General features: G+C 65.6%; 24 protein-coding genes. 12 read left to right on the plus strand and 12 right to left on the minus strand.

Going from position 1 to position 19,938, the window contains the following annotated elements:
- Nucleotides 1–77: 77 nt before the first annotated feature.
- The 4 genes from ACIA76_RS40625 to ACIA76_RS40640 all read right to left on the minus strand — a co-directional run bounded on the left by ACIA76_RS40625 (nt 78) and on the right by ACIA76_RS40640 (nt 2,475).
- Complete coding sequence (locus ACIA76_RS40625; protein ID WP_397160391.1) at nt 78–398, minus strand: hypothetical protein; 321 nt, start codon at nt 396–398, stop codon at nt 78–80.
- Nucleotides 391–597: a hypothetical protein gene (locus tag ACIA76_RS40630; RefSeq protein ID WP_397160393.1), complete on the minus strand. Its 207-nt coding sequence runs from the start codon at nt 595–597 to the stop codon at nt 391–393. Before ACIA76_RS40630 ends, ACIA76_RS40625 begins: the two co-directional genes overlap by 8 nt.
- Nucleotides 598–869: 272 nt before the next feature.
- The gene (locus ACIA76_RS40635; RefSeq protein WP_397160395.1) at nt 870–1,868 is read right to left on the minus strand and encodes a hypothetical protein; all 999 of its coding nucleotides are present in this window, start codon (nt 1,866–1,868) and stop codon (nt 870–872) included.
- A gap of 196 nt (nt 1,869–2,064) precedes the next feature.
- Nucleotides 2,065–2,475 carry a hypothetical protein gene (locus tag ACIA76_RS40640; RefSeq protein ID WP_397160397.1) on the minus strand — a complete coding sequence of 137 codons (411 nt, stop codon included), beginning with the start codon at nt 2,473–2,475 and terminating at the stop codon, nt 2,065–2,067.
- Between the two features lie 177 nt (nt 2,476–2,652).
- Between ACIA76_RS40640 and ACIA76_RS40645 the strand changes: the two genes are divergently transcribed.
- Entirely contained in the window at nt 2,653–3,081 is a 429-nt protein-coding gene (locus tag ACIA76_RS40645) for a CBS domain-containing protein (protein WP_397160399.1), read from the plus strand.
- A gap of 143 nt (nt 3,082–3,224) precedes the next feature.
- Nucleotides 3,225–3,935: an ANTAR domain-containing protein gene (locus ACIA76_RS40650; RefSeq protein ID WP_397160401.1), complete on the plus strand. Its 711-nt coding sequence runs from the start codon at nt 3,225–3,227 to the stop codon at nt 3,933–3,935.
- 1 nt (nt 3,936) lies between these two features.
- Here ACIA76_RS40650 and ACIA76_RS40655 read toward each other — a convergent pair whose 3' ends face one another.
- Entirely contained in the window at nt 3,937–4,668 is a 732-nt protein-coding gene (locus tag ACIA76_RS40655) for an ANTAR domain-containing protein (protein ID WP_397160403.1), read from the minus strand.
- 233 nt (nt 4,669–4,901) lie between these two features.
- Between ACIA76_RS40655 and ACIA76_RS40660 the strand changes: the two genes are divergently transcribed.
- The 3 genes from ACIA76_RS40660 to ACIA76_RS40670 all read left to right on the plus strand — a co-directional run bounded on the left by ACIA76_RS40660 (nt 4,902) and on the right by ACIA76_RS40670 (nt 6,908).
- Complete coding sequence (locus ACIA76_RS40660) at nt 4,902–5,600, plus strand: GAF and ANTAR domain-containing protein (RefSeq protein ID WP_397160407.1); 699 nt, start codon at nt 4,902–4,904, stop codon at nt 5,598–5,600.
- A 122-nt stretch (nt 5,601–5,722) separates the two neighbouring features.
- Complete coding sequence (locus tag ACIA76_RS40665) at nt 5,723–6,319, plus strand: sigma-70 family RNA polymerase sigma factor (RefSeq protein WP_397160409.1); 597 nt, start codon at nt 5,723–5,725, stop codon at nt 6,317–6,319.
- Between the two features lie 436 nt (nt 6,320–6,755).
- Nucleotides 6,756–6,908, plus strand: coding sequence for a hypothetical protein (locus ACIA76_RS40670; RefSeq protein WP_397160411.1), 153 nt, complete (start codon nt 6,756–6,758; stop codon nt 6,906–6,908).
- 97 nt (nt 6,909–7,005) lie between these two features.
- On the opposite strand, the gene ACIA76_RS40675 is transcribed toward ACIA76_RS40670, so the two are convergent.
- Entirely contained in the window at nt 7,006–7,821 is an 816-nt protein-coding gene (locus ACIA76_RS40675; protein WP_397160413.1) for a G1 family glutamic endopeptidase, read from the minus strand.
- Nucleotides 7,822–7,870: 49 nt separating this feature from the next.
- A complete protein-coding gene (locus ACIA76_RS40680; protein ID WP_397160415.1) occupies nt 7,871–8,806 on the minus strand; it encodes a DUF1295 domain-containing protein in 936 nt (311 codons plus the stop codon).
- A gap of 87 nt (nt 8,807–8,893) precedes the next feature.
- Between ACIA76_RS40680 and ACIA76_RS40685 the strand changes: the two genes are divergently transcribed.
- Both ACIA76_RS40685 and ACIA76_RS40690 read left to right on the plus strand, forming a co-directional pair.
- A complete protein-coding gene (locus tag ACIA76_RS40685; protein ID WP_397160417.1) occupies nt 8,894–9,508 on the plus strand; it encodes a TetR/AcrR family transcriptional regulator in 615 nt (204 codons plus the stop codon).
- 116 nt (nt 9,509–9,624) lie between these two features.
- Nucleotides 9,625–10,026: a hypothetical protein gene (locus tag ACIA76_RS40690; RefSeq protein WP_397160419.1), complete on the plus strand. Its 402-nt coding sequence runs from the start codon at nt 9,625–9,627 to the stop codon at nt 10,024–10,026.
- A 57-nt stretch (nt 10,027–10,083) separates the two neighbouring features.
- Here the strand turns inward: ACIA76_RS40690 and ACIA76_RS40695 are convergent, their stop codons facing one another.
- Nucleotides 10,084–10,689: a TetR/AcrR family transcriptional regulator gene (locus tag ACIA76_RS40695; protein ID WP_397160421.1), complete on the minus strand. Its 606-nt coding sequence runs from the start codon at nt 10,687–10,689 to the stop codon at nt 10,084–10,086.
- 230 nt (nt 10,690–10,919) lie between these two features.
- Here ACIA76_RS40695 and ACIA76_RS40700 point away from each other — a divergent pair, with 230 nt between their 5' ends.
- Nucleotides 10,920–11,399 carry an adenylyltransferase/cytidyltransferase family protein gene (locus ACIA76_RS40700; RefSeq protein ID WP_397160423.1) on the plus strand — a complete coding sequence of 160 codons (480 nt, stop codon included), beginning with the start codon at nt 10,920–10,922 and terminating at the stop codon, nt 11,397–11,399.
- Nucleotides 11,400–11,470: 71 nt separating this feature from the next.
- Here ACIA76_RS40700 and ACIA76_RS40705 read toward each other — a convergent pair whose 3' ends face one another.
- Entirely contained in the window at nt 11,471–12,088 is a 618-nt protein-coding gene (locus ACIA76_RS40705) for a CGNR zinc finger domain-containing protein (RefSeq protein ID WP_397160425.1), read from the minus strand.
- 125 nt (nt 12,089–12,213) lie between these two features.
- Here ACIA76_RS40705 and ACIA76_RS40710 point away from each other — a divergent pair, with 125 nt between their 5' ends.
- A complete protein-coding gene (locus ACIA76_RS40710; protein WP_397160427.1) occupies nt 12,214–12,597 on the plus strand; it encodes a nuclear transport factor 2 family protein in 384 nt (127 codons plus the stop codon).
- Between the two features lie 524 nt (nt 12,598–13,121).
- Here ACIA76_RS40710 and ACIA76_RS40715 read toward each other — a convergent pair.
- Complete coding sequence (locus tag ACIA76_RS40715; RefSeq protein ID WP_397160446.1) at nt 13,122–13,316, minus strand: LysM peptidoglycan-binding domain-containing protein; 195 nt, start codon at nt 13,314–13,316, stop codon at nt 13,122–13,124.
- Nucleotides 13,317–13,979: 663 nt separating this feature from the next.
- A complete protein-coding gene (locus tag ACIA76_RS40720; RefSeq protein WP_397160429.1) occupies nt 13,980–14,678 on the minus strand; it encodes a hypothetical protein in 699 nt (232 codons plus the stop codon).
- Nucleotides 14,679–15,032: 354 nt separating this feature from the next.
- Here ACIA76_RS40720 and ACIA76_RS40725 point away from each other — a divergent pair, with 354 nt between their 5' ends.
- The 3 genes from ACIA76_RS40725 (at nt 15,033) to ACIA76_RS40735 (ending at nt 17,971) form a co-directional block, all read left to right on the plus strand.
- Complete coding sequence (locus ACIA76_RS40725; RefSeq protein WP_397160431.1) at nt 15,033–15,554, plus strand: DinB family protein; 522 nt, start codon at nt 15,033–15,035, stop codon at nt 15,552–15,554.
- A gap of 323 nt (nt 15,555–15,877) precedes the next feature.
- Complete coding sequence (locus ACIA76_RS40730; RefSeq protein ID WP_397160432.1) at nt 15,878–17,086, plus strand: methyltransferase; 1,209 nt, start codon at nt 15,878–15,880, stop codon at nt 17,084–17,086.
- Nucleotides 17,087–17,365: 279 nt separating this feature from the next.
- Complete coding sequence (locus ACIA76_RS40735; protein WP_397160434.1) at nt 17,366–17,971, plus strand: superoxide dismutase; 606 nt, start codon at nt 17,366–17,368, stop codon at nt 17,969–17,971.
- Between the two features lie 98 nt (nt 17,972–18,069).
- Here the strand turns inward: ACIA76_RS40735 and ACIA76_RS40740 are convergent, their stop codons facing one another.
- A complete protein-coding gene (locus ACIA76_RS40740) occupies nt 18,070–19,728 on the minus strand; it encodes an alpha-keto acid decarboxylase family protein (protein ID WP_397160436.1) in 1,659 nt (552 codons plus the stop codon).
- Nucleotides 19,729–19,938 lie beyond the last annotated feature (210 nt).

Genomic DNA, 19,938 nt, shown 5'->3' on the forward strand with positions numbered 1-19,938 from the left:
ACCCGGGCTCCGGACCCTCCCGTAGTATCAGAAGGGTCGTTCCCCTAGGGGCGCGGGCTTTCGCGAATTCCGGTGCGCTACAGGTCGAATCTCGCCCGCAGCGCCATCCGCACGTTTTCCAGCGTATCGCGATCCAGCATCCCCACCTTTTCGAGAAACCGTGTCGCGCTGAAGGTTCCCAGCCGGAACACCGCCACTGCGTCCTTCGTGCCCGGGATCGGCACAGTGAGCAGAGCGCGCGCGTTCGGAGCCTCCCGCGCCGGGATCACCAACGCCACGGCCACCAGCCCGCCGCGCACCAGGTGTGGCACCGAATCCAGCACGATGACGGTGTGCACGACGTCGCGTGCACCGCGAAGCGTCCAGATCTCGCCTTGAACGGTGAGGCCGTCACTCATCGGCGGCCCAGGCGTCCAGTGCTGCCGCTTCGGCGGCCTCGGTGAAGGCGAGCTCATCACTGGAGGGTGTCGGCAGAGCGGCCAGTTCCTCGGCGACCATCATGCGGCGGACGGCGCGGTAGATGTAGCCGGAGACGTTGGGCTCTTGTTTGAGCGCTGCGGTAACCGCATCGTCCGGCAGGCTGACCGAGAGTTTCATCCCACCACGGTAGCACCGGGGTAGCACCCGCGTTTGCGTCTGAGCTCATGGCGGAGATCGAACCGATCGCACCGGTCTCGGGCGAGAACCTCTACACCGAAATGCTCACCCAATCCGGTCCGGACCTGCACCGCATCGCCTGGGCGCCCGACGATTTCGATACTGCCCGCGCCCTGTTCGACGACACGATCCTGCCGCTGCCACCGCACTCCGTGGCAGCGGCGATCAAGCCGCGCGGGTTTGTTCATAAGCATCGAGATTTCCCGGTGCCATCAGTTGTTTTGCTGGAGCCAGGGTGCGCTGGTGGCCCAGAAGATTATGTTTGCACCGAGGTGATCGGCAGCGAAGTCGGTGAATTCGAGCTTGGTATATGGCTTGCCGGTTGCCGGGCTGGTGTACTGGAAGTCCGGTTCCTGCACCGCCATGGCCACCAGGGGGAGTTGACCTTTGTAGCGGTTGAGGAATGGATAGGAGTTGTCCATCTGCGCCGGCCTGTTCGGCAGCACGTCAGGCCCGCCGACTCCCACGCCGTGCGCTTGCGCGAATTCGAATGCGCGCTCCATATATCTGTGATCATTCTTCCATTCGCACTGCCAGAAGTTGATGTACTGGACGAACGCGCTCTTTGTGAACACTTTCTTTCCGAACTCCATGTTGTCGAGGGTCGCGTTGAAGTTGGCGTCACAGCTGAACCCGGTTCTGTCCTCGGCGGTGTCGACCTGTGTCGATGTCTCCGGCAGGTTCACCCCGGCGATCTTGCCGTCGAACCGCTGCCCCAGCGCGGTCAACAAGCGGTGGAACCGTTCCCTTACATTCGGATTCCACTGTGCGGCAACGGCACCGGGCGGTTGCGCCCCCAAACCATTGTCACCTTCGGCTGGCGCCGCACCACCGGCGTATTCCGGATCGGTGAGCAAGTACTGCGGAAGCCGGGCAGGTAGCGTGAAGAATCTGTCCTGAATCTGTACGAACAGCTTCTTGGATCGCGGTGTCAGATAGGTCAGCACCTCGTCGATCGCCGAGAAATCATATTGACCCTTCTTCGGCTCGAGCATCTTCCACGGCACTACGACCTGCACACCAGCAATATCTGGCCGCTCGATCAAGCGTTTGACGTTTGTATCGAAATCGCCGATCGAAGTGTACAACCAGTTTTCCAGCCCTGCCGGCTTCGCCGGCGCGGGTATGACACGATCCGCGCCACAACCTGCCACAACCATTGTCGCCACAATTACCAGCCCGAGCCAAGCCGCAATACACCTGTCTCGCATGCCTGGACCGTAATAACGAAAAATGAGAGAAAAATGAGAACCTTCTCATATGAGAGATCCGGGCGGCGGCGCACATGTTCGAGCTGGCGACCCCGGTCCGAGACTGGTGTCGCAGACGCACGACCCGCAGGTCCTCAGCGGGTCGGCCGGGCCGATGAACATCGTGTCCGGCCACCGCAATCCGCGGCAGCGGCGATCACGCCGCGCTACGCCCCCGCAATGCCCCGACCACAGCCTCGGTCAATTGGAACGGATCGATCGGATGCGCCGCCGACGCCTCGGCCCGCGACCAGTTCGCCAGCCACGCGTCATCGGCGCGTCCGGTGAGGACCACGATGGGCGGGCAGTCGGCGACCTCGTCCTTGAGCTGTTTGGCCAGGCCCATACCGCCGGTGGGCGCGGCCTCGCCGTCGAGGATCGCCAGATCGATACCGCCCGCGTCGAGTTGCTCGATGACGATCGGCGCGGTGGCCACCTCGAGGTAGTCGAACGAGGGCAGATCGGGGTGCGGGTTCTTCCCCAAAGCCAGTATCACCTGGCTGCGGGTGTCGGAATCGCTGCTGTACACGAGAACCCGCACCGCGGCGGGACGGTTCGCATCGGCCACGTCCGCATGCTACGTCCGCGAGCGGTGCCCCCGTGGCAGGTTCGCGCACTCCCTCGTGCGCGTCGGATCCTGACTTCACCGCGAGGTTGATCGTTCCCGCCGGAATCGTTGCTGGTCAACACCGCGAAAACGCGGGATCCTGAGAGATACCAAGGGCAACGACAAAAGGGCGGCGCCATGCGAATCTCGGAGATTCTGCGCACGAAGGGCGGCGACGTGGTCACGATCGCGCCGGACACCAGCGTGCGAGACCTGTTGGCGACACTGGCCGAACACAACGTCGGCGCGGTCGTGGTGTCGGCCGACGGAATCGGCATCGATGGCATCGTGTCCGAACGCGACATCGTGCGTCGACTGCACACCCGCGGACCGGACCTGTTGGACCGGCCGGTCGCGGAGATCATGACCACGGTGGTGCATACCTGTTCGCCCGAGGACCAGGTGGAGAGCCTGCGCGCCACCATGACCGACCATCGCATCCGGCATCTGCCGGTCGTGCAGGCCGGCCGCATGATCGGCATCGTGAGCATCGGTGACGTGGTCAAAAGCGCCATCTCGGAACTGCAGACCGAACGCGAACATCTGGTGCAGTATCTGCACGGCTGAGCCGGTCGCGCGCCACGACAGAATGTGGCAATCTGGAAAACGCTGATACGTTCTCTCGCAAAGGGTTTCGAAGATCGTTTCCGTACGACGGCGCCGCCGCCCCGGATCGCTCGACGAATGCGGCAGTTCGTGGGGATCACGGCGTGACACGGTTCGAGCATTTGAGTGAGCGATTCCTGACGGCCCTGCGGGCCGGTGGGGGTGGTGTCGCGGGTGCATGCCATGCGTGTGTGCGGGTGCTGCCGGTGCAGCGGGCCGCGATCGTCATCGATGAACATCATGCGGGCGTACAGCCCTGGTTCACCAGCGACGAGGTGGCCGCCGGAGTGGAGGCCGTGCAGGCGACGGTCGGGGAGGGCCCGGCCGTGGACGCGGTGGCCACCGGATTGCCGGTGCCGGTCACCGATCTGGCGGGTCTGGGCGGGCGCTGGCCCGGTTTCGCCGACGCCCTGGCCGGGACCCGGGCCTCCGGCGCGATGATCGCGATGCCGCTGCGGCTCGGTGCGATTCGCTTCGGCGCCTTGGACCTGTATCGCGAGGCCCCCGGCCGGCTCGACGGCCCCACTCTCTCGGCGGGTCTGCATATCGCCGACCTGATCACCGCCCAACTGATCCGGGCCCGCACCCCGCTCGGCGATGCCGCGGCCCCCGTCATCGATGACGCGCTCTGGCTCGAACAGCCCCTGGCCAGCCGCGCCATCCACCAGGCCGCGGGAATGGTTGTCGCCCAATCCAACAGCACCGTCCCCGACGCCTACGCCCGCCTGCGCGCCTACGCCTTCGGCCACGGCATGTCGCTGGCCGAGGTCGCCGCCGCGGTCGTGGCGCGGCGAATCCGCTTCGAGGCGGGGTGATTCAGCCGAGGATCTGTTCGGTGTCCTCGGTCCCGTCGACGACGGCCGCGGCCAATTCGGCCAGCCGCCTGCCGGTCTTGTGCGCGTGGGTGCGCAGGCAGCGGAAGGCCTCGGCCATATCGATGCCGCCGCGTTCGGCGAGCACGCCCTTGGCCTGTTCGATCACGATGCGGGCGTGCAGCGTCGCGGGCAGATGTGCGGTCATCGCCTCGACATGCGGCAGCGCGATCTGGGCGGTGATGCCGATCCCCGCCATATCGGCGAGCACCTGACCCGCGCGCAGATCCGCGGTGTCCAGGGCGCGCGGCGCGGCGGCGAGGATCGTCAGGGCCCCGACACTGCCGCCCCGGCAGCGCAGCGGCAGCGCGAATGCCGAGCGATAGCCGAAATCCAATGCGCGCTGGCAGAATTCGGGCCAGCGATGATTGGTGCTGCGCAGATCCGGCACCGCGGTCGGCAGGCCGGTGCGGAACGTGTGGCGGCCCGGACCGTCGAGGGCCTCGACCTGTAACAGTTCCAACAGGTCTGGTTCCTCACTGGTGGAGGCCAACAGCTGCAGGTCGCGCCGATGGTCGGCCAGGAACAGGCCGGCGTCGGCGCCACCGGTCACCCCGGGACACGCGTCGACGAGCTGCTGGGACAGATCGACGACGTCGAAATCGTGTGCGAGCAGATCGATGGCGTCGACCAGCGCCCCCTGCAGGGGATGCTCGTCGTCGGTCACGGGCCCCATGGCGCCTCCCGGAGCTGGACGAAGGGAGTCACGCGATACGGCATTCCATGGTGGCATCCCGGCGGGTTTCCCGTCGAGCGCCGTTGACACCGCAACCGAACTGAAACATCCAGGGAACGCAAATGTTTCACGAACAGGGCAGTCGGTCGTACCATCGATTGGTTCGGCTCGATGCGGTGCCCGATGGATGCTGCGGACGCTGGTCGTCCGCTCGGACGGGGGTGGCTCGACAGATGGCTGACAACGAACAGCTGGTCTCGGCGGTGGCGCGGCTGGTTCTGCTCCCCGACGCCCATGCCAGAGCGGATGTGCTGCGCCAACTCATGGGCACCGCCACCGAGGTGCTCGGGTTGGCGGGCGCGGCGGTCACGCTCGTCGAGGACGGGCGCTGTGAGGTCGCGGGCGCCACGCCCGAGGGCCTCCGCGAAGTCGAAGCGGCCCAACGCGACTGCGACCGCGGGCCCGGCGTGGAGGCGCTACGCCGGGGTGAATCGGTCGCGGTGGCAGACCTGCGCGCCCATTGCCACGAATGGCCCGAGTACACCAGCATCGCGGTGCGCCACGGCATTTCGGCGGTGGCCCAGATCCCGATGCGGCTCGACGATACGCATGTGGGCGCCCTGGGCCTGTTCGCCTCGCGACCGCGCCAGTGGACCGCCGCCGACCTGTCGGTCGGTGCGGCGCTGGCGGGCATGGCCGCGGGTCATCTGCTCACCGCCGACAAACTGCAACGCCAGCAACGGCTCACCGATCAGCTGCAGCACGCGTTGTCCTCGCGGATCGTGGTGGAACAGGCCAAGGGCCTCGTCGCGGGCGCGCACCACATCGCTCCGGAGGCGGCCTTCGAACTGATCCGCGGGCACGCCCGTCGCCGGCGGGTCGGGGTGCACGAAGTGGCACGGGCGATCGTCGAACTCGGACTGCGACTGTGATCGAACCGGTAAAATCGCATATCGGGTCCTGAAACCCTTGCCCCCGGACAGGATCTCGTACCGGCATGCGTCCCTGAACTCGACGGCTGGTTCCCGACGTCATCTCATGTCTGGGGGCTGTTGTGGCCGTACTCGTTCCCGTCCGCGCCGTCCGGTACCAGTGCACCCCCACGTGTTCGGATGCGGAGCTCGTGCGCCGCGTGGGCCGCGGCGATCGTGAGGCGTTCGCGCAGTTGTACACCCGCACCCACGGCCTGGTGTTCCGCCGGGTGCTGGCGGTGGTGCGCGATCCCGGCTATGCGGAGGAGACCTGTCAGGACGTGTACATCCAGGTATGGCGCAGCGCCGCCGGATTCGACGAGGGCCGCGGTTCGGCGACGACCTGGCTGCGGACGCTGGCGCATCGGCAGGCGGTGGATCGGGTGCGACACGAGCGGGCCAGCTCCGATCACGATCACGCATGGGGCGTCAACGACTACCGGCCGCCGATCGACTCGGTGGTGGAGGAGACCCTGCGCCGCCACGATCTGCGCTGTGTGCGCACCGGTTTGACCGTGCTGACGCCGCTGCAGCGCGAGTCGGTGATGCTGGCCTACTACCGCGGGCTCACCTACCCTCAGGTGGCCGCGCAGCTGGGCGTGCAGGTGTCGACGGTGAAGTCGCGCATCCGCGCGGCCCTGGCCCGATTGGAAGGTGCCCTGTCCGAATTGGATTCGTGACCGGAATGCCCGTTCCGCGAAACATGCCGATATTCGATTTTCATCAGTTCGTAACGGCGAAAACCGCTCCCGACCGGAATAGTTTGGCGCACAATTGCCTCGGGCGGATCGTTCGATCCAGACACCCGCGGTACAAGACACCGCTGATCGGGTGGGGTTCGGGATGTGCACGGACCCTCGGACCTCACCCTGGATCAAGCAGTCATCCGTGGCGAACATCCGCCATCCACGTATTGCGCGGCCGGGCCTTCGGGCCCGGCCGCCGCATTATGTTGCGGCCGAATACGAATTCGGCGAATTGGCCTATTCGGCGCTTTTCCCTACATCCGCTCGGTTCGGTGCGTTGCTTCCGCCGAGCCTGATCCAGGCGTGCGGAGGCCTCGATCGCGTTGGGGGAGTGGGAGTTGTCGTCGTGTCCGGCTAGGCGAGGTTGTCGATGATCAGACCGACGGTGAAGTCGAATCGGTCATGGCCCGTGCCGCTGGTCAGTTCGGCGGCGTATCGGCGGGTCTGCGGGAAGGTGCTGGCGGGCAGCGCGGTGAGTCGGTCGATCAGCTCGTCGCGGCTGGTGACCCACTCCTCGTCCTGATCCGCTCGGCGCTGGTGGACCAGGGAGATCTCCAGGGTGTAGGCGCTGATGTAGAGCGACAGTGCGTCGAAGGCTCGCGACGGTCGGGCGCCGTCGCTCAGGGTGCCGGAACGGTAAACGAGTTGTCCGACAGCGGGGTTGGGGAGATTCGCGGCGAGCTGATCGTCAGCGGTTGGGGATGGTAGGCGGCGAGGGGTTTCCCGTCGGCGGTGATGTCGGTGAAGGTGACCGGGGTGAAGCCGGGCACGTTGTAGGGGATGGATTCGAAGACGGTCAGGGCCGCGGTGGGAACCACCCGACTCTGATGCGTGGCGCCGTATTGCCAGCCTTTTGTGGTGTCGGCCAAGGTCAATCGGTAGGTGGCCGCGCCGTCCCAGGTGATCGCGGCGGTGATGTCATCGCCCGGATCGGTGGGCGGGGTCTCCCATTGCACGCCGGGCGCGTCGGCATCGGGAATCGGCTCACCGGCTTGGTCACTGAAGGAGGGTGTTTCGAAGAAGCCCATGTTGTGGGCCACGCCGCCCGCGCAGAGCGTCGAGGTCCCGGTCTGGATGAGGTTGCGGTCCGTGGCGCCGTTCATGCCGACCATCCCGATCCACATGGCGACGTGCGGAATGAACAGCGTCCCCGCCAGTCCCTCCGGAACGGCAAGCAGGCCGGGGATTCTCAGCATCGACGCACCGGTCATGACCGTGTTGGTGACGCCACCCGCCAGCCCGGACAGGTCCGACGGCGGGCAGGTCACCGCCGTCTGCTTCCAGTGCGCGGTCAGGACTCTGAACGAGGGGGCGACGGCGGCGTAGCCGCTGTACACATCGGCCCCGGGAGTCACCTGCGGTGGAACGTCGGCCGATGCGGTGCCGCCGACCGACAGGGCGGCGACGGCCAGGCACAGGGCGGCAAAGCGTTGCACGATACGAGCTCCCTTCCGTTGCGATAGCACGCTACCCGCCCGGCGGGTATTACCGGCGGACCCGTCCGGGCAGGAACCTGTTGGTGCGTGTCTGATAGTCGCGGTAATCCGGACGCTTCTGCACGCTGTAGTACTCGGCCGGGACGGCGCCGGTGTAGTAGACCAGGCACCAGTACATCGACGCGGAGGCGCCGAGCAGTCCGAGAACGAGGCCCGCGGCGCTGACCGGATTCGTCCGGCCCAGATGCCCGATGAGCTCGGGCAGGCACATGAGGACGACGGCGTTCCACTGCATCCATTGGAAGAAGTAGTTGGGATGGCGGCTGTACCGCCACAGGCCCACCTCGCAGCTGCGTTTGACACCGTCGCGCGGCGCGGTCGCCGCGAACCGGAGCTTCTGCAGGTCCGCGGTGGATTCGAGAATCCACGAACAGCCCCAAAGCGCCAGTCCGGCAACGGTGATCACCGAGATGGCCGGGTGATCCGAGGCGATGGCGAGTGCCGCCGGGACCGCGAGCGTCGTGCAGTTCGCCCAGCCCTGCACCAGGATCTCGGCCACGAGGTCGGCGCGTTCGCTGCCCAGGGACCGGTGTTGCCACCGCAGTCGCTGATAACGGTAGCGGGGGAGTTCCTCGTCGAAATCGCCTGTGCGCCACAGCTGCAGCGCGGCGAGGCCCATCCGCGCGCCGACGACCAGGTAGAAGCAGGCGATCGCGACAACGAACGAGGAGAGCCTGCCGAGGAACAGGACTTCCAGGCCGAGCACGACCAGCCCCCAGGGCCACGCGATGTCGACATAGGACATCCGGCGCGTGCGCCAGGCCGGAACGCAGGCGACGAGCCCGAACAAGACCAGCTGCGCGACCGCGTTGCCGAGCGCGAAGGGCCGCACGGATTGGTCCGCGAGCATCGCGGCGAACACCACGACACCGGCTGCGGAGGGCAGCCACTGGCGGGTCGGTTGCGGGGCCGATATGTCGTGCACGAAGACCTCCTGAGCCGGATGTCTTCGAACGTATTACAAGTCACCTGACTTAACAAGTCGACTGACCTGCTTTGCTATCCTGGGCCGGTGAGCGGCGCGAAGCGAACCCAGGCCGAACGCAGGGCCGACACGATCGGCGCGCTGCTGGACGCCACCGTCGATGTCCTGGTCGAGAGTGGCTACGCCGGATTGTCCACGCGGGTGGTCGCCGAGCGGGCCGGCGTGAGCCAGGGCGCGCAGCAGCATTACTTCCCGTCGAAGCTGGCGCTGGTCAAGGCGGCGATGACACGGCTGGGGGATCAGCTGTTCGTCGAGTTCATCGAATTCGGTGCGACGCACGTGCCGGATTCCGACGAGCGCGTTGTCGCCGAATCGCTGCTGGATCGTCTCTGGCAGGTGCATTGCCTGCCCATCACTCCCGCTGTCTTCGAGCTGTTCAACGTGGCCCGCACCGACGACGAGATCGCCGGGTACGCAGTCGAATTGACGACCATCGGCATGAAATCGCTACGGCGCGGCGCGGCGGCACTGCTGCCCACCTACGCCGCCGCGGACGGCTTCGACAGTCTCCTGGATATGGCGGTGGCAACCATCCGCGGAACGGCACTCGCGGCTCGCCTCCCCGGAGGCGCGCCGGAATGGTCCGACTGGCCCGCGATTCGGGGGCATCTGATGAACTGCCTCGACGCACTGATCGCGTAGTCGAGCATCGCGCTGACCGATACGCACACGGCAACCCGGCCCGCTGGCGCATTCCCGGCCCTATTAGGGTTCAGACCGCAACCGCCGTATCCATCGATCGGACATAGGGGAACTGCATGCGCCGCACCGCGATCGCCATCTCGTTGCTCGTCACCGCTGCGTCCCTCGCGGGATGCGGTAGCTCCGGTGGGCAGGAGTCCCATAGCGCCAATGGGTCCGCCACCACCTCGGCGGCCGCGGCACCGGGCGCTGCGCCCGCGGGCGGCAAGTGCACGACCCAGCAGTGGCCGCAGCCGATGCCCGACCTCCAGGGAAAGCCATTGGGCGCCACGGTGGTCGGCGCGGCGCTGTGCTACGACATCACCGAGGTGACCGCCCCGGACGGCAGCGACGTCCGCCAGGACCCGAAGGCCCTCACCACACCCTGGACCATCACCGAGCAGTCCCCGGCCCCGGGCACCCCGGTCGCGGCAACCACCCCGGTCACGCTGAAAGTGGAAGCGGCTCAGCACAACTGAGCGTGACCGGACAAGAGGGTCGGCCCGAAAACGTCGACGCCGGCACGGAACGATCGGTCACGGATTGCCGAGTGCCGAAGGTCGGCGATCGGACACGTTCAGGATGTCGTCCGCGGTGATCGCGATCAGGTCTGCCGCGCTGGCCGACAACACCTGGGTGATATCGGCTCGCTCGTCGGCCATCCACCGTTCTGTCGCCGAGCGGAGTACGGCCATGCCGACATCGGTGGCCAGGCGCGCGGTCTGCCGGTCGCAGCCCCGGCGCACCAGGGCGGCGGTGAGGGCCTCGGATACCGAGACCAGCTTGATCAGCTCGCGTTCCTGTAACGGCGGATTGGCTGCGATGACCGCCGACCGCTCCCGCAGGAATTCGCGAGGACGGACCACCTCCGGCAGGCCGGTGAACGCGGCCAGCAGCGTGGGCAGCGCGCCGATATCCGCGGGAACGGCGTCGATCGCTGCGACGAGCTGTTGCTCGAAGTCCTCGCCCCCGCCGAACAGCACCTCCCGTTTGTCGGCGAACCACCGGTAGAAGGACCGTTCGGTGAGGTTGGCGCGCCGGGCGATCTGCGCGACCGTCGTGCGGTCGTAGCCCTGCTCGGTGAACAGGTCCAGCGCCGCTCGTTCGAGCCGACCGCGTGCATTGCCTTCCCAGCGTGCCATCCTCCGAGCATAGCGACAGCAGATGCTGTCGTCACTCCGCCACGCGATATCCGGCTCGAGGACGCGGCTGAGTGACCACCAACCGGCAGGACGCAGTCGCCAGACCTGCACAGGCGTGGCGACCGACTACGAAGCAACACCAGCAACATCTCGCGAGATATGCTGGACCGCACCAGAGTTCACTCATTCGACACTGGGGGTTCAGTCATCCGGACATGTGAACGGGCCGCATGATCGTGACGTTCGCGGGGCTGCCCGCGTTACGTGAACGGCACAGAGCCGCCACTATCGCCCTGGTGGGAGGCGTGTTCGACCTGCTCCACCCAGGCCATATCTCGCTGTTCCGCTACGCGAAACAGGCCGCCGACATCGTGGTGGTCGCAGTATCGAGCGACGCAAGGGTGAAGCAACGCAAGGGAATCCAGCGTCCCATCCATGACGAGAACATCCGGGTTCAGGTCGTGGATGCGATCCGATACGCCGACTATTCGCTCATCGCACCGCAACCGGACGGTCGAGAGCCTCCGACAGCACAGGTGATGGCCCGCCTGCGACCGGACCTGTTTCTGTCCCCCGACCAATCCTGGCAACCCATCTCCACCGAGCTGGGAATCGAACTGCGAGTGGTCCCGATGTTCGACGGAGGCACAACGACCACTCGAACCATACGGAAGGTCGTGCAAGTCTTCTCGTGCGCGGACGGTGCCTGATCCAGCGGACCAGGTGTCGCGTTCCCGCGCCGATCCACTGCCAGCGCAACTTCGTACCCTGGCCGGTCTGGTCAGGCTCCCCGGAAAGACGGTGTGTCACCGGCCGTCTTCGCCTGAGGGTGGGTGGCCCGGAAGTGGCGCTGGCGGAACCGATTCCCGCAGATCTCCGGTGTGCAGAACCGGCCCGACCCGTTCTTGGTCTGATCCCAGAAGATGGCTTGGCATTCGTCGTTGGCGCAGGTTTTGAATCGCCGCCACGAGCCGTCGGCGACAGCCAGGACGAGGGCAGCCGCGATCTCGCCGGACAGCCATTCGGTGGCCGAACCGGCCGACACCAGTGTGATGTCTCCGGTCGCGGACATGTCCACCGTCAGCGGGGGGTGTCCCAGTGTCCGCGTCAACCGCGTGGAATCGGCGAGTGTGGACGGGCCTCGCACGTAGTCGCGCAGACGGTCACGCAGGCGCCGATAGTCGGCGGGATCGGCGTCGGGTGCGATCTGTGCTGCGGGTATGTGCTGCCGCAACCACGTCTGAGCCGTTGCGGCGCAGGCGAAGTCGTCGTCGTGGCCCGGGTAGGCGTGGGTGTTGAGGAACTGCTGTACCAGCGCGAGCCGTCCCGGCGCTGGTCGTCGAGCCCAGGCAGGCCGATCCTCCTCGGTCTCGGGTTGATGCGCGGTACTCACGGTCACTGTTCCATCCTGCTCGATCGGGCCCACCGTGTGGCGAACCTAACGCAGCCATCGTATAACAGGTAAAGTCGATTAGATCGTTACGGGCCAGACCGCCAAGCACCCACACCCCGGAAAGGACCACCATGACCGACCTCGAACAGAACAAGAAGACCGTGCACGACTTCTTCGTCCTCGCCTTCAACGACAAACAGCCCGCCGAGGCCGCCGACCGGTACCTCGGGCCCGGCTACGTCCAGCACAACCCGCAGATTCCCGACGGCCCCGCAGCGTTCGTCGAATTCGTGTCCGGGCTCACCACCCAGGTGCCGGAACTGCGCTACGACATCAAACGCCTGATCGCCGAGGGCGACCTGGTCGTCGTGCACAGCCTGATAACGACCTCGTCCGAAGACCGAGGCGCCGCCGTGGTGGACATCGTCCGGGTCCGCGACGGGAAACTCGTCGAGCACTGGGACGTAGTGCAGCCGGTGCCCGAGGCCACGACGAACGACAACACAATGTTCTGAGCGAACAGGCTGGATCGGACCCTTTGCATTGTTCATCTGCATTGTTCATCCATCCAAACCGGTTGGCCGAGAGCACTTCCCAACGCGTGCTCATGCCGATGACCAACCATCTGATCCGCTCCGCACCACCCGTTCCGCGCGTGCGGCGAGCAACAGGGCGTAGCTGACTACCCAGACCCGGGCGTCGTCCGGGTATTCCTGGCCTCATTGCCCGAGGATGTCGTGTTCTACGACGATCGGTGATTGCTCGGCGAGCGAGGTGCCACACCCTCGGAAGGGATCAGGAACGGCCGATTCAGCAGCGCGCCGCCCAGCGGTGCTTGTTGCGATGTCAAAGCCGATTCGTCTGTCATGACTATCCCCTTTGATGATGCAATCGCCTTGTCACAACAGCGAATACAACGCTACGCACGCCTGCGGCCACGCCCGTCGATATCGACAGGATCGACTGGCACCGACAGCGGACCGCCCGGGGTGGCCCTCCGGACGGCACCGCTCACACCGTCCGGGGGCACCGGGCTTACTCACCGCTGCGGTGGAATCACCAGTTTCTGGCCCGGGTAGATCTTGTCCGGGGACGACAGCATGGGCCGATTCGCCTGGAATACAAGGGCGTACAACGAAGCGTTGCCGTAGTACTTTTGGGCGATCTTGGACAGGTTGTCGCCGGAAACGACGTCGTGGTAACTGATATCCGGGGGCCTCCGGCAATCCGTCAGTGTTGACCGCTGCCACGCCTTGGACGTTGCCCGCGGCCACGATGGCCTTGGCTACTGTGTCGGGGTCGGAGAGGCTGCCCGACAGGGTGACTGTGCGCGAGACGCCGTCGAATGCAACCGTCAGCGAGGAGGTGTCGATGCCTTGTGCGCCGATGTAGTTCCGGATCGCGTCCGCGGCTGTCTGATCGGCCCGTGCCGGATCGGATGCGGCCTGTTCGTCGCTCTTGCCGAGCAACTTCTCGCCGGCTTGCCCGAGGAACGCAAGAAGACCCACCGTCAACTCCTTCATGTAGGTTACCGGCCCAAACATATTCTGCCGCTATAGATTACGGTCCTCTGTATCGTGGCGAGGCTAAACAGTGGTTGTCGGTCCCCCATGGCCCGGCCCAGGGCCGAGGCGCTGAACTTCTTGCCGAGATATTCACCCCGCAGTTGTGGACAGATATCGGATCGGACTTGGCGGCACTCGAGTGCGAACCTGACCCCGCCGAGTTCGACACCGTCCGAACGATGTTCCGGCTCTGGCGCGATGGCCTGGCGCGATCTGAGCACGTGGCGGCCGACCACTGGCCGGTTGGCCGCCAACGCATCTGGAATATCTGCTTCTACCGATGCGCGAGTGCTGCTGGCGCGGAAACCCATCGCCCGCAACACCGCTCGGGTTCACCCCACGGACTTCAGGGCCTGGGCGGACTTCTCGGAGAACTCGCGGTGTGCCTCGGCGATCTTCTGCAGTACGCCCTCCACGCCATCGTCCCCGATGAAGGCGGTCATCTCGGTCAAGGCTGCTGTCGAGGCGTCGGTGAACTCTTGTTCCAGCTTCTTGTCCGCCGCAACCGATTCCGCGGATTGGGCAGCTTTGGACTGCCGCAGTGTCTCCAGGTCGAAGCGCAGGTTGTTCACCTGCATCCTCGACTTATCGGTGTGCGCTGCCCGATCCTTCAGACCCTTGAGCACTCGTAGCTGCGCATCGAGGGCGATGTTCATCTGCTGCTTGTACTGGGAGATGCCCAGAAAAGCGGCCGAGAAGCTCGCGCCGGTGACGGTCGCCCCGGACGACGGCCCCCGCTCGGCCGTCTGTTTCGCGACCAGCCCGAGCCCGGCATAGATGTCGTCCTGATGAAATCGGTCGCTGCCCACTCGCTCGCCGACCAAGTCCAGGGTGCCCATGACCTGCTTGTAGGTCCGTCCCCCGTACTCGTAGGTCAGCAATTCCTTCAGATGGTCGGACAGAGGGCCGAGAAGGTCGCGGAACCGCTTGTAGACGGGTTCGGCGTCTTCGTATCCGTCGATCATGGTCGTGTGGGTGTAGTTGATCCTGGAGATCTTCCGGAGGATGAAGCGTTGCTGATCTTCGAACATGCGAGAACCATCCCTTTCGCTTCGTGCCTACCTCGCCACCGACCACCCGGGACCACGTGCCGAGCATGCTCGGTCGGGAGCGGAGGACGTACGGATGCCCACCACCCGCCTACCAATCGTATCCTGAATACCGTTGCCGCCGTTGCGAATACGATTCAGCCCTGCGAGTCCACGCGCCGTCCGGCCAGGCGGGAGTGTTCGTGACGTTCGACAATGCGTACCCACCTGACAGCAGCGTGGTAGGGCATTTCGGACATCCGCCTCTGCCGCTGCGCGGGCGGCGGGTACCCAACGATGTGCAACACGCCGATCCAGCGAATCGACAACCAGCAAACACCGATTATGGTCGGGCCCATGCCCTGGATCGCTCCCGACATCGTCCGGACGCAGGCACCGCTCGTGGCCGACGAGCGGTCGATGTTGCAGGCGTGGCTCGATCGCCATCGCGACACACTGCTCTGGAAATGTGCCGGGCTCGACGCCGAACAGCTGAAGCAGCGGTCGATCGCACCGTCGACGCTGTCGCTGCTCGGTCTGGTCCGGCACCTGACCGAGACCGAGCGCAGCTGGTTCCGCGTCGGGGCCCGCGGCGAACACCTCGGGTATGTCTACGGCAGTGACGACAACGTGAACAGCGACTTCGACGACGTGGCCGACGCGAACGCCGCAGCTGATTTCGCCGCCTTCCGCCGTGAGATCCAAGCGTGCAATGCCGCTGTGGCCGACTTGCCCCTCGAGCACACCTTCCGGCCGCCGTGGCACACCGCCGAATACAGTCTGCGCTGGGTCTATGTACACATGATCGAGGAGTATGCGCGGCACAACGGCCACGCAGATCTGCTGCGCGAACGCATCGACGGAGCAGTGGGTGACTGATCAACAACCCGCACTACCCGGGCGACTCGAACCCGATGCAGATCACATATCTCACAAGGCATTTGGGTCTCCTGACATCGGCCCCGATCAGGAGCTTTACGCCGTCACCGCGGCCCGACGATGCCCATCGATCCGACCCGAAACCTCATCCGCACGTCCTGCGACGCTGCGCCATGTCGCTGCTGCACGCCGGCGCATTTCAGCAAGACGAGTCGGGCGCGGGGGTGTCGGTGGTGTGATTGACCCACGCCTCTCGCTCGGCCCGGAAAGCACCGGGTTGTCAGGTGATTCGCACGTTGGTCAGAACACTGGAGGAATCGCATATGGCACATCCCAAGAGTCCGACCCAGGGCCGTGCACCCTTGCCGGGTCGAGAGGTTCCCGCGAGGGCGGACGGGGCCGCCGAGGCACCCGGTGCTGGTCGCGCTCGCGATATTCGCCGTGAGTTGTTGTTGATGCGGGCTTTTCAGAGCCGGGTCGGCGGTCCGGTGCTGCGGCGCTTTGCCGACCCGCAGAAGATCCTGCAGACAGGGATGGCGTTCTGGTCCTCCCGGGTCGTCCTCACGGCGGTCGAGTTCGGTGTGTTCACGGAGCTGGCGGTGAGTCCGCTGTCGAAACAAGAATTGATAGACCGACTCGGGTGGCATCCGCGGGCTGCCGGTCCGTTCCTCGGGGCGCTCGTCGATCTGGGTCTGTTGCGGTGTAATCGGGCCGGGCTCTATGCGAATTCGCGCGAGGCCGCGTTGTTCCTGGACCGCGCCAAACCCAGTTACATCGGCGGGTTGATGGAGCTGTCGAGCAATCGACTCTACGATCTGTGGTCGGGGCTGGGGGATCTGCTTCGAACCGGCAGTCCTGGGGCCGAGGAGGAACGCGGAGAGAATGAATTCTTCTCCTCGCTCTATGGTGACCCGGCAGCGCTGCGGGATTTCTTGGCCGGGATGACCGGAATCTCGACCGGAGAGGCGATGCTCATCGCCACGCGCTTCCCCTGGAAGCGTTTCCGGACGTTCGTGGACGTCGGCGCGGCCCAAGGGGCGCTGCCCGTGCGTGTCGCGCTCACCCACTCCCACGTCCGCGGGGTCAGCTACGACCTCCCCGCGGTGGGGCCGATCTTCGAGGAGTATGTCGAGTCGTTCGCGCTCGGCGACCGAATCCGTTTCGTGCCGGGCGATATGAACGACGGTCCACTGCCGAGTGCGGACGTGATCTGCTTCGGCCACCTGCTTCATGGCTACAGCGAAACCAAGCGGCGCGAATTGATTGCCAAGTCCTACGCGGCGCTGCCGCCGGGTGGCGCGTTGCTCGTCTACGACGCCATGACCGACCCCGGTCGCCGGCACAACCTCATCAGCTTCCTCTCCAGCCTGAACATCATGCTGGAGATGCGCGAGGGCTTCGAAGCCACGACCACACAGTGCGCGAGCTGGCTTCGTCAGGCAGGCTTCGTCCACATCAAGAAGCGGCACCTGATCGGGCCGACGTCGATGGTATTCGGACGCAAGCCCGGACGATTGGCCGATGAGCCGTGATGCCGGGGTAGCACAGAGCTCGAGGAGGAGATGCCGCGTGGCGCGCGGATCGAAGCGGCCCGCGGCGGGCTTGAAGATCAACGGGCCGAGATTCTCGGCGCCTCACTGCGCGGTAGCCGATTTGACGAGAGTCGGCCACTTCTCCTGAAGGTCGGTCGTTGCGGGACTGGTCACGCAGTGTGCGGCGGTTGGCTTACGACCAAACCCCTACTCGCGCAACACATATCGCCAACGCCTGGTCGGGAAGGCCATTGCGGTTCTCGAGGCGTAACTTTCCACATGGACGCATTGACGTGGCTGGTGGCCTCGCATGAGGCTGGTCACATGAACTACAAACCACTCTTACTCGGCGGCATTGCCGCCGCTCTGCTGATTCCTGCGGCACCCGCGAGCGCCTGCGGGACCGTCGTCTCCGAGGGGACCTTCGAGGCCTGGCGGGACGGGGCCGTCGCGGTCACATACGACACGGCGCTGGCTCCCGCAGGCAGCCACGCCAAGATTGTCCTCGACAGTGACGACCAGAACACCACGGCCACGCTGACCGTCACCGGCCTGCTCCCCAACCGCGTCTACGGCACACACGCACACGTGAAGCCCTGCGGCGCGTCGGCGGCCGACTCCGGCTTCCACTACCAGAACATCGAAGACCCGAACGCCAAGGGAAAGATGTCGATGGACGCGAAGTATGCCAACCCGCAGAACGAGCTCTGGCTCGACTTCACCACCGACGAGAACGGCAGCGCCACACAGGTTTCGACCGTCGCGTGGGCCTTCCGCACGGCAGAACCTGGTTCGATCGTCCTGCACGAGCAGAAGACCGATACCACGGATGGCCATGCCGGTATGGCCGGCGCCAGGGTCGCCTGTCTGAGCATCCCGCAGTAAGTGCGTGTTATCCAACTGATCGCATAGCGACTCCGGCGTTCCGGTCTGCGGAGATGTTCGGGGACTGTTGTGGTAGTTGGTGGATTCGGTCAGGGGATTTATTGCCGTTCCGGGCTGTTCGCTGTTTGTTCGGCGACGGCTCGGAGCAGCCGGGGCACGTCGTGTTTGCTGGTGTGCACATGGACCACGGTGATGCCGGTCGTGTGTTCGCGCAGGTATTTGGTCGCCTGCTCGGGTGTCTCGGCGTGCACGTTCTGTACTCGCCCTGCGGTCAGTCCGGTGAATACCTGCTCGTAGTCCCACTCGGCGATGTCGTTGTATTCCGCGTTCCAGCCGTCGAGCGATCGTTCGATGGTGTACCCGGAGTTGTGGACCAGCACGATGGCGACATCGACGCCGTAGCGGGCGTAGGAGGACAGCTCTTGCGCGGTCAGTTGCAGTGACCCCTCGCCGGTCACCAGGATCAGCCGGCGTGTCGGGTCGGCCAGCCCGGCGCCCAACGCCGCGGGCAACGCGAAACCGATGGAACCCCACAACCATTGGGTCAGATACCGGCAGTCCGCCGGCAACGACTGGTCGGCCATACCGGCAAGCGAGGTTCCCGTCTCGACCACGACCGTATCGCCGTCGGCCAGCCCGCCCGCGACCGCGGGCCACAACTGCGCTTGCGCGATCAGCCCCGGGACGGTCGCGGTGGCGTTCGATGCGTCGGCGGCGGGCCTTCTGCCCGATGTGACGGTCGGTGCCCCGAAACTCGTCGCGCCGGCTGCCTCGACCAGTTCCGCCACCGCCGTGTCGAAGTCGATCGAATCGAACGTGTCCTCACCGACCCGGATGAAACCGGGCCGCAGCAGGACCCGTGCGTGTTCCACGGCCGGTGAAACAGGCGACCCGACTTCGTTGTCGGCGAGTGGGGAACCGACCACGATCAGGGCATCGGCGTGCTCGACGATCTGCGCGGCGGCACTTGCCGCACTCGGAGAACGATCGTAGAACCCGACCCACGCGGCGAGCCGTTCGTCGATCACACCTTTGGCCGCGAAGGTACTGCAGATCGGGACACCCAGGCCCGCCAGCCGCTCCATCCGACCGGCCAGCCCGAAACGGCCCACCTCGGGTCCGACCAGCACGACGGCTTGCCGCGCGTCGCCGAGGACCCGGCGCACGGCCGCGGCGAAGGCGGACCTCTGCCCGGTGTCGACGGCCGGGATGGACACCGGACCCGGTGCGGTCACCGCGATGTCGCGCTCGATCATGTCGACCGGGACACCCAGATAGACCGGACGACGGCTCGCCCGGCACATCGCGATGGCCTCGTCGATATCTCGTGCCGCCGTCGCCGGATCGCTCAGCACCTTCTGCGTCACTGTGACCTCACCGTAGGCCCGGACGAAGTGCAACAGGTCGCCATCCTGCAGCGTGTGGTGCATCATCCGTTTTTCGGTGATGCTGTCGGTACTCGGCATCGCACCGATCATGATCACCGGCACATGCTCGGCATACGCACCGGCGATACCGTTGATCGCGCTCAACTCGCCCACCCCGTGGGTCACCGCGATCACAGCCAACCCGTTCACCCGCGCATACCCATCCGCGGCATAGGCGGCATTGAGCTCGTTGCAGGTACCGATCCATTCGAGCCGTTCATCCGAGGCGATATGACTCAGAAACCGCAAATTGTAGTCGCCTGCCACCCCGAAAACCTTCGACACCCCGTTGTCGGCGACGGCGTTGAGCAAATACGACGACAGCTGCATCACATACTCCTTCCGATACTGCAGGACGGAATTGCGGTCTTATCCGGTGAGGATGTCATTCGCTGGTGATGACGCCACGCACGCGGGAGATGACTCCCGCAGATGTTTTCTGGAGCTTAACCTCGATCTTGCAGGGCGGTAGCGGCCTGGCTTGATCGGGTTCGGATTGGTTTTTCGATGGTATCCGGGTCGTCGGGTATGGCGGGGCGA

The organism is Nocardia sp. NPDC051570, assembly GCF_044454005.1.
Taxonomy (GTDB): Bacteria; Actinomycetota; Actinomycetes; order Mycobacteriales; family Mycobacteriaceae; genus Nocardia.

Bases quoted from the DNA above. Each gene is read 5' to 3' on its own strand.
- ACIA76_RS40630 (WP_397160393.1), bottom strand. From the start codon at position 597: ATGAAACTCTCGGTCAGCCTGCCGGACGATGCGGTTACCGCAGCGCTC.
- ACIA76_RS40700 (WP_397160423.1), top strand. From the start codon at position 10,920: ATGATCGTGACGTTCGCGGGGCTGCCCGCGTTACGTGAACGGCACAGA.
- ACIA76_RS40695 (WP_397160421.1), bottom strand. From the start codon at position 10,689: ATGGCACGCTGGGAAGGCAATGCACGCGGTCGGCTCGAACGAGCGGCG.
- ACIA76_RS40655 (WP_397160403.1), bottom strand. From the start codon at position 4,668: ATGGGGCCCGTGACCGACGACGAGCATCCCCTGCAGGGGGCGCTGGTC.
- ACIA76_RS40660 (WP_397160407.1), top strand. From the start codon at position 4,902: ATGGCTGACAACGAACAGCTGGTCTCGGCGGTGGCGCGGCTGGTTCTG.
- ACIA76_RS40625 (WP_397160391.1), bottom strand. From the start codon at position 398: ATGAGTGACGGCCTCACCGTTCAAGGCGAGATCTGGACGCTTCGCGGT.
- ACIA76_RS40710 (WP_397160427.1), top strand. From the start codon at position 12,214: ATGACCGACCTCGAACAGAACAAGAAGACCGTGCACGACTTCTTCGTC.
- ACIA76_RS40740 (WP_397160436.1), bottom strand. From the start codon at position 19,728: ATGCAGCTGTCGTCGTATTTGCTCAACGCCGTCGCCGACAACGGGGTG.
- ACIA76_RS40635 (WP_397160395.1), bottom strand. From the start codon at position 1,868: ATGCGAGACAGGTGTATTGCGGCTTGGCTCGGGCTGGTAATTGTGGCG.
- ACIA76_RS40645 (WP_397160399.1), top strand. From the start codon at position 2,653: ATGCGAATCTCGGAGATTCTGCGCACGAAGGGCGGCGACGTGGTCACG.
- ACIA76_RS40725 (WP_397160431.1), top strand. From the start codon at position 15,033: ATGCCCTGGATCGCTCCCGACATCGTCCGGACGCAGGCACCGCTCGTG.
- ACIA76_RS40720 (WP_397160429.1), bottom strand. From the start codon at position 14,678: ATGTTCGAAGATCAGCAACGCTTCATCCTCCGGAAGATCTCCAGGATC.
- ACIA76_RS40670 (WP_397160411.1), top strand. From the start codon at position 6,756: ATGATCAGACCGACGGTGAAGTCGAATCGGTCATGGCCCGTGCCGCTG.
- ACIA76_RS40730 (WP_397160432.1), top strand. From the start codon at position 15,878: ATGGCACATCCCAAGAGTCCGACCCAGGGCCGTGCACCCTTGCCGGGT.
- ACIA76_RS40690 (WP_397160419.1), top strand. From the start codon at position 9,625: ATGCGCCGCACCGCGATCGCCATCTCGTTGCTCGTCACCGCTGCGTCC.
- ACIA76_RS40735 (WP_397160434.1), top strand. From the start codon at position 17,366: ATGGACGCATTGACGTGGCTGGTGGCCTCGCATGAGGCTGGTCACATG.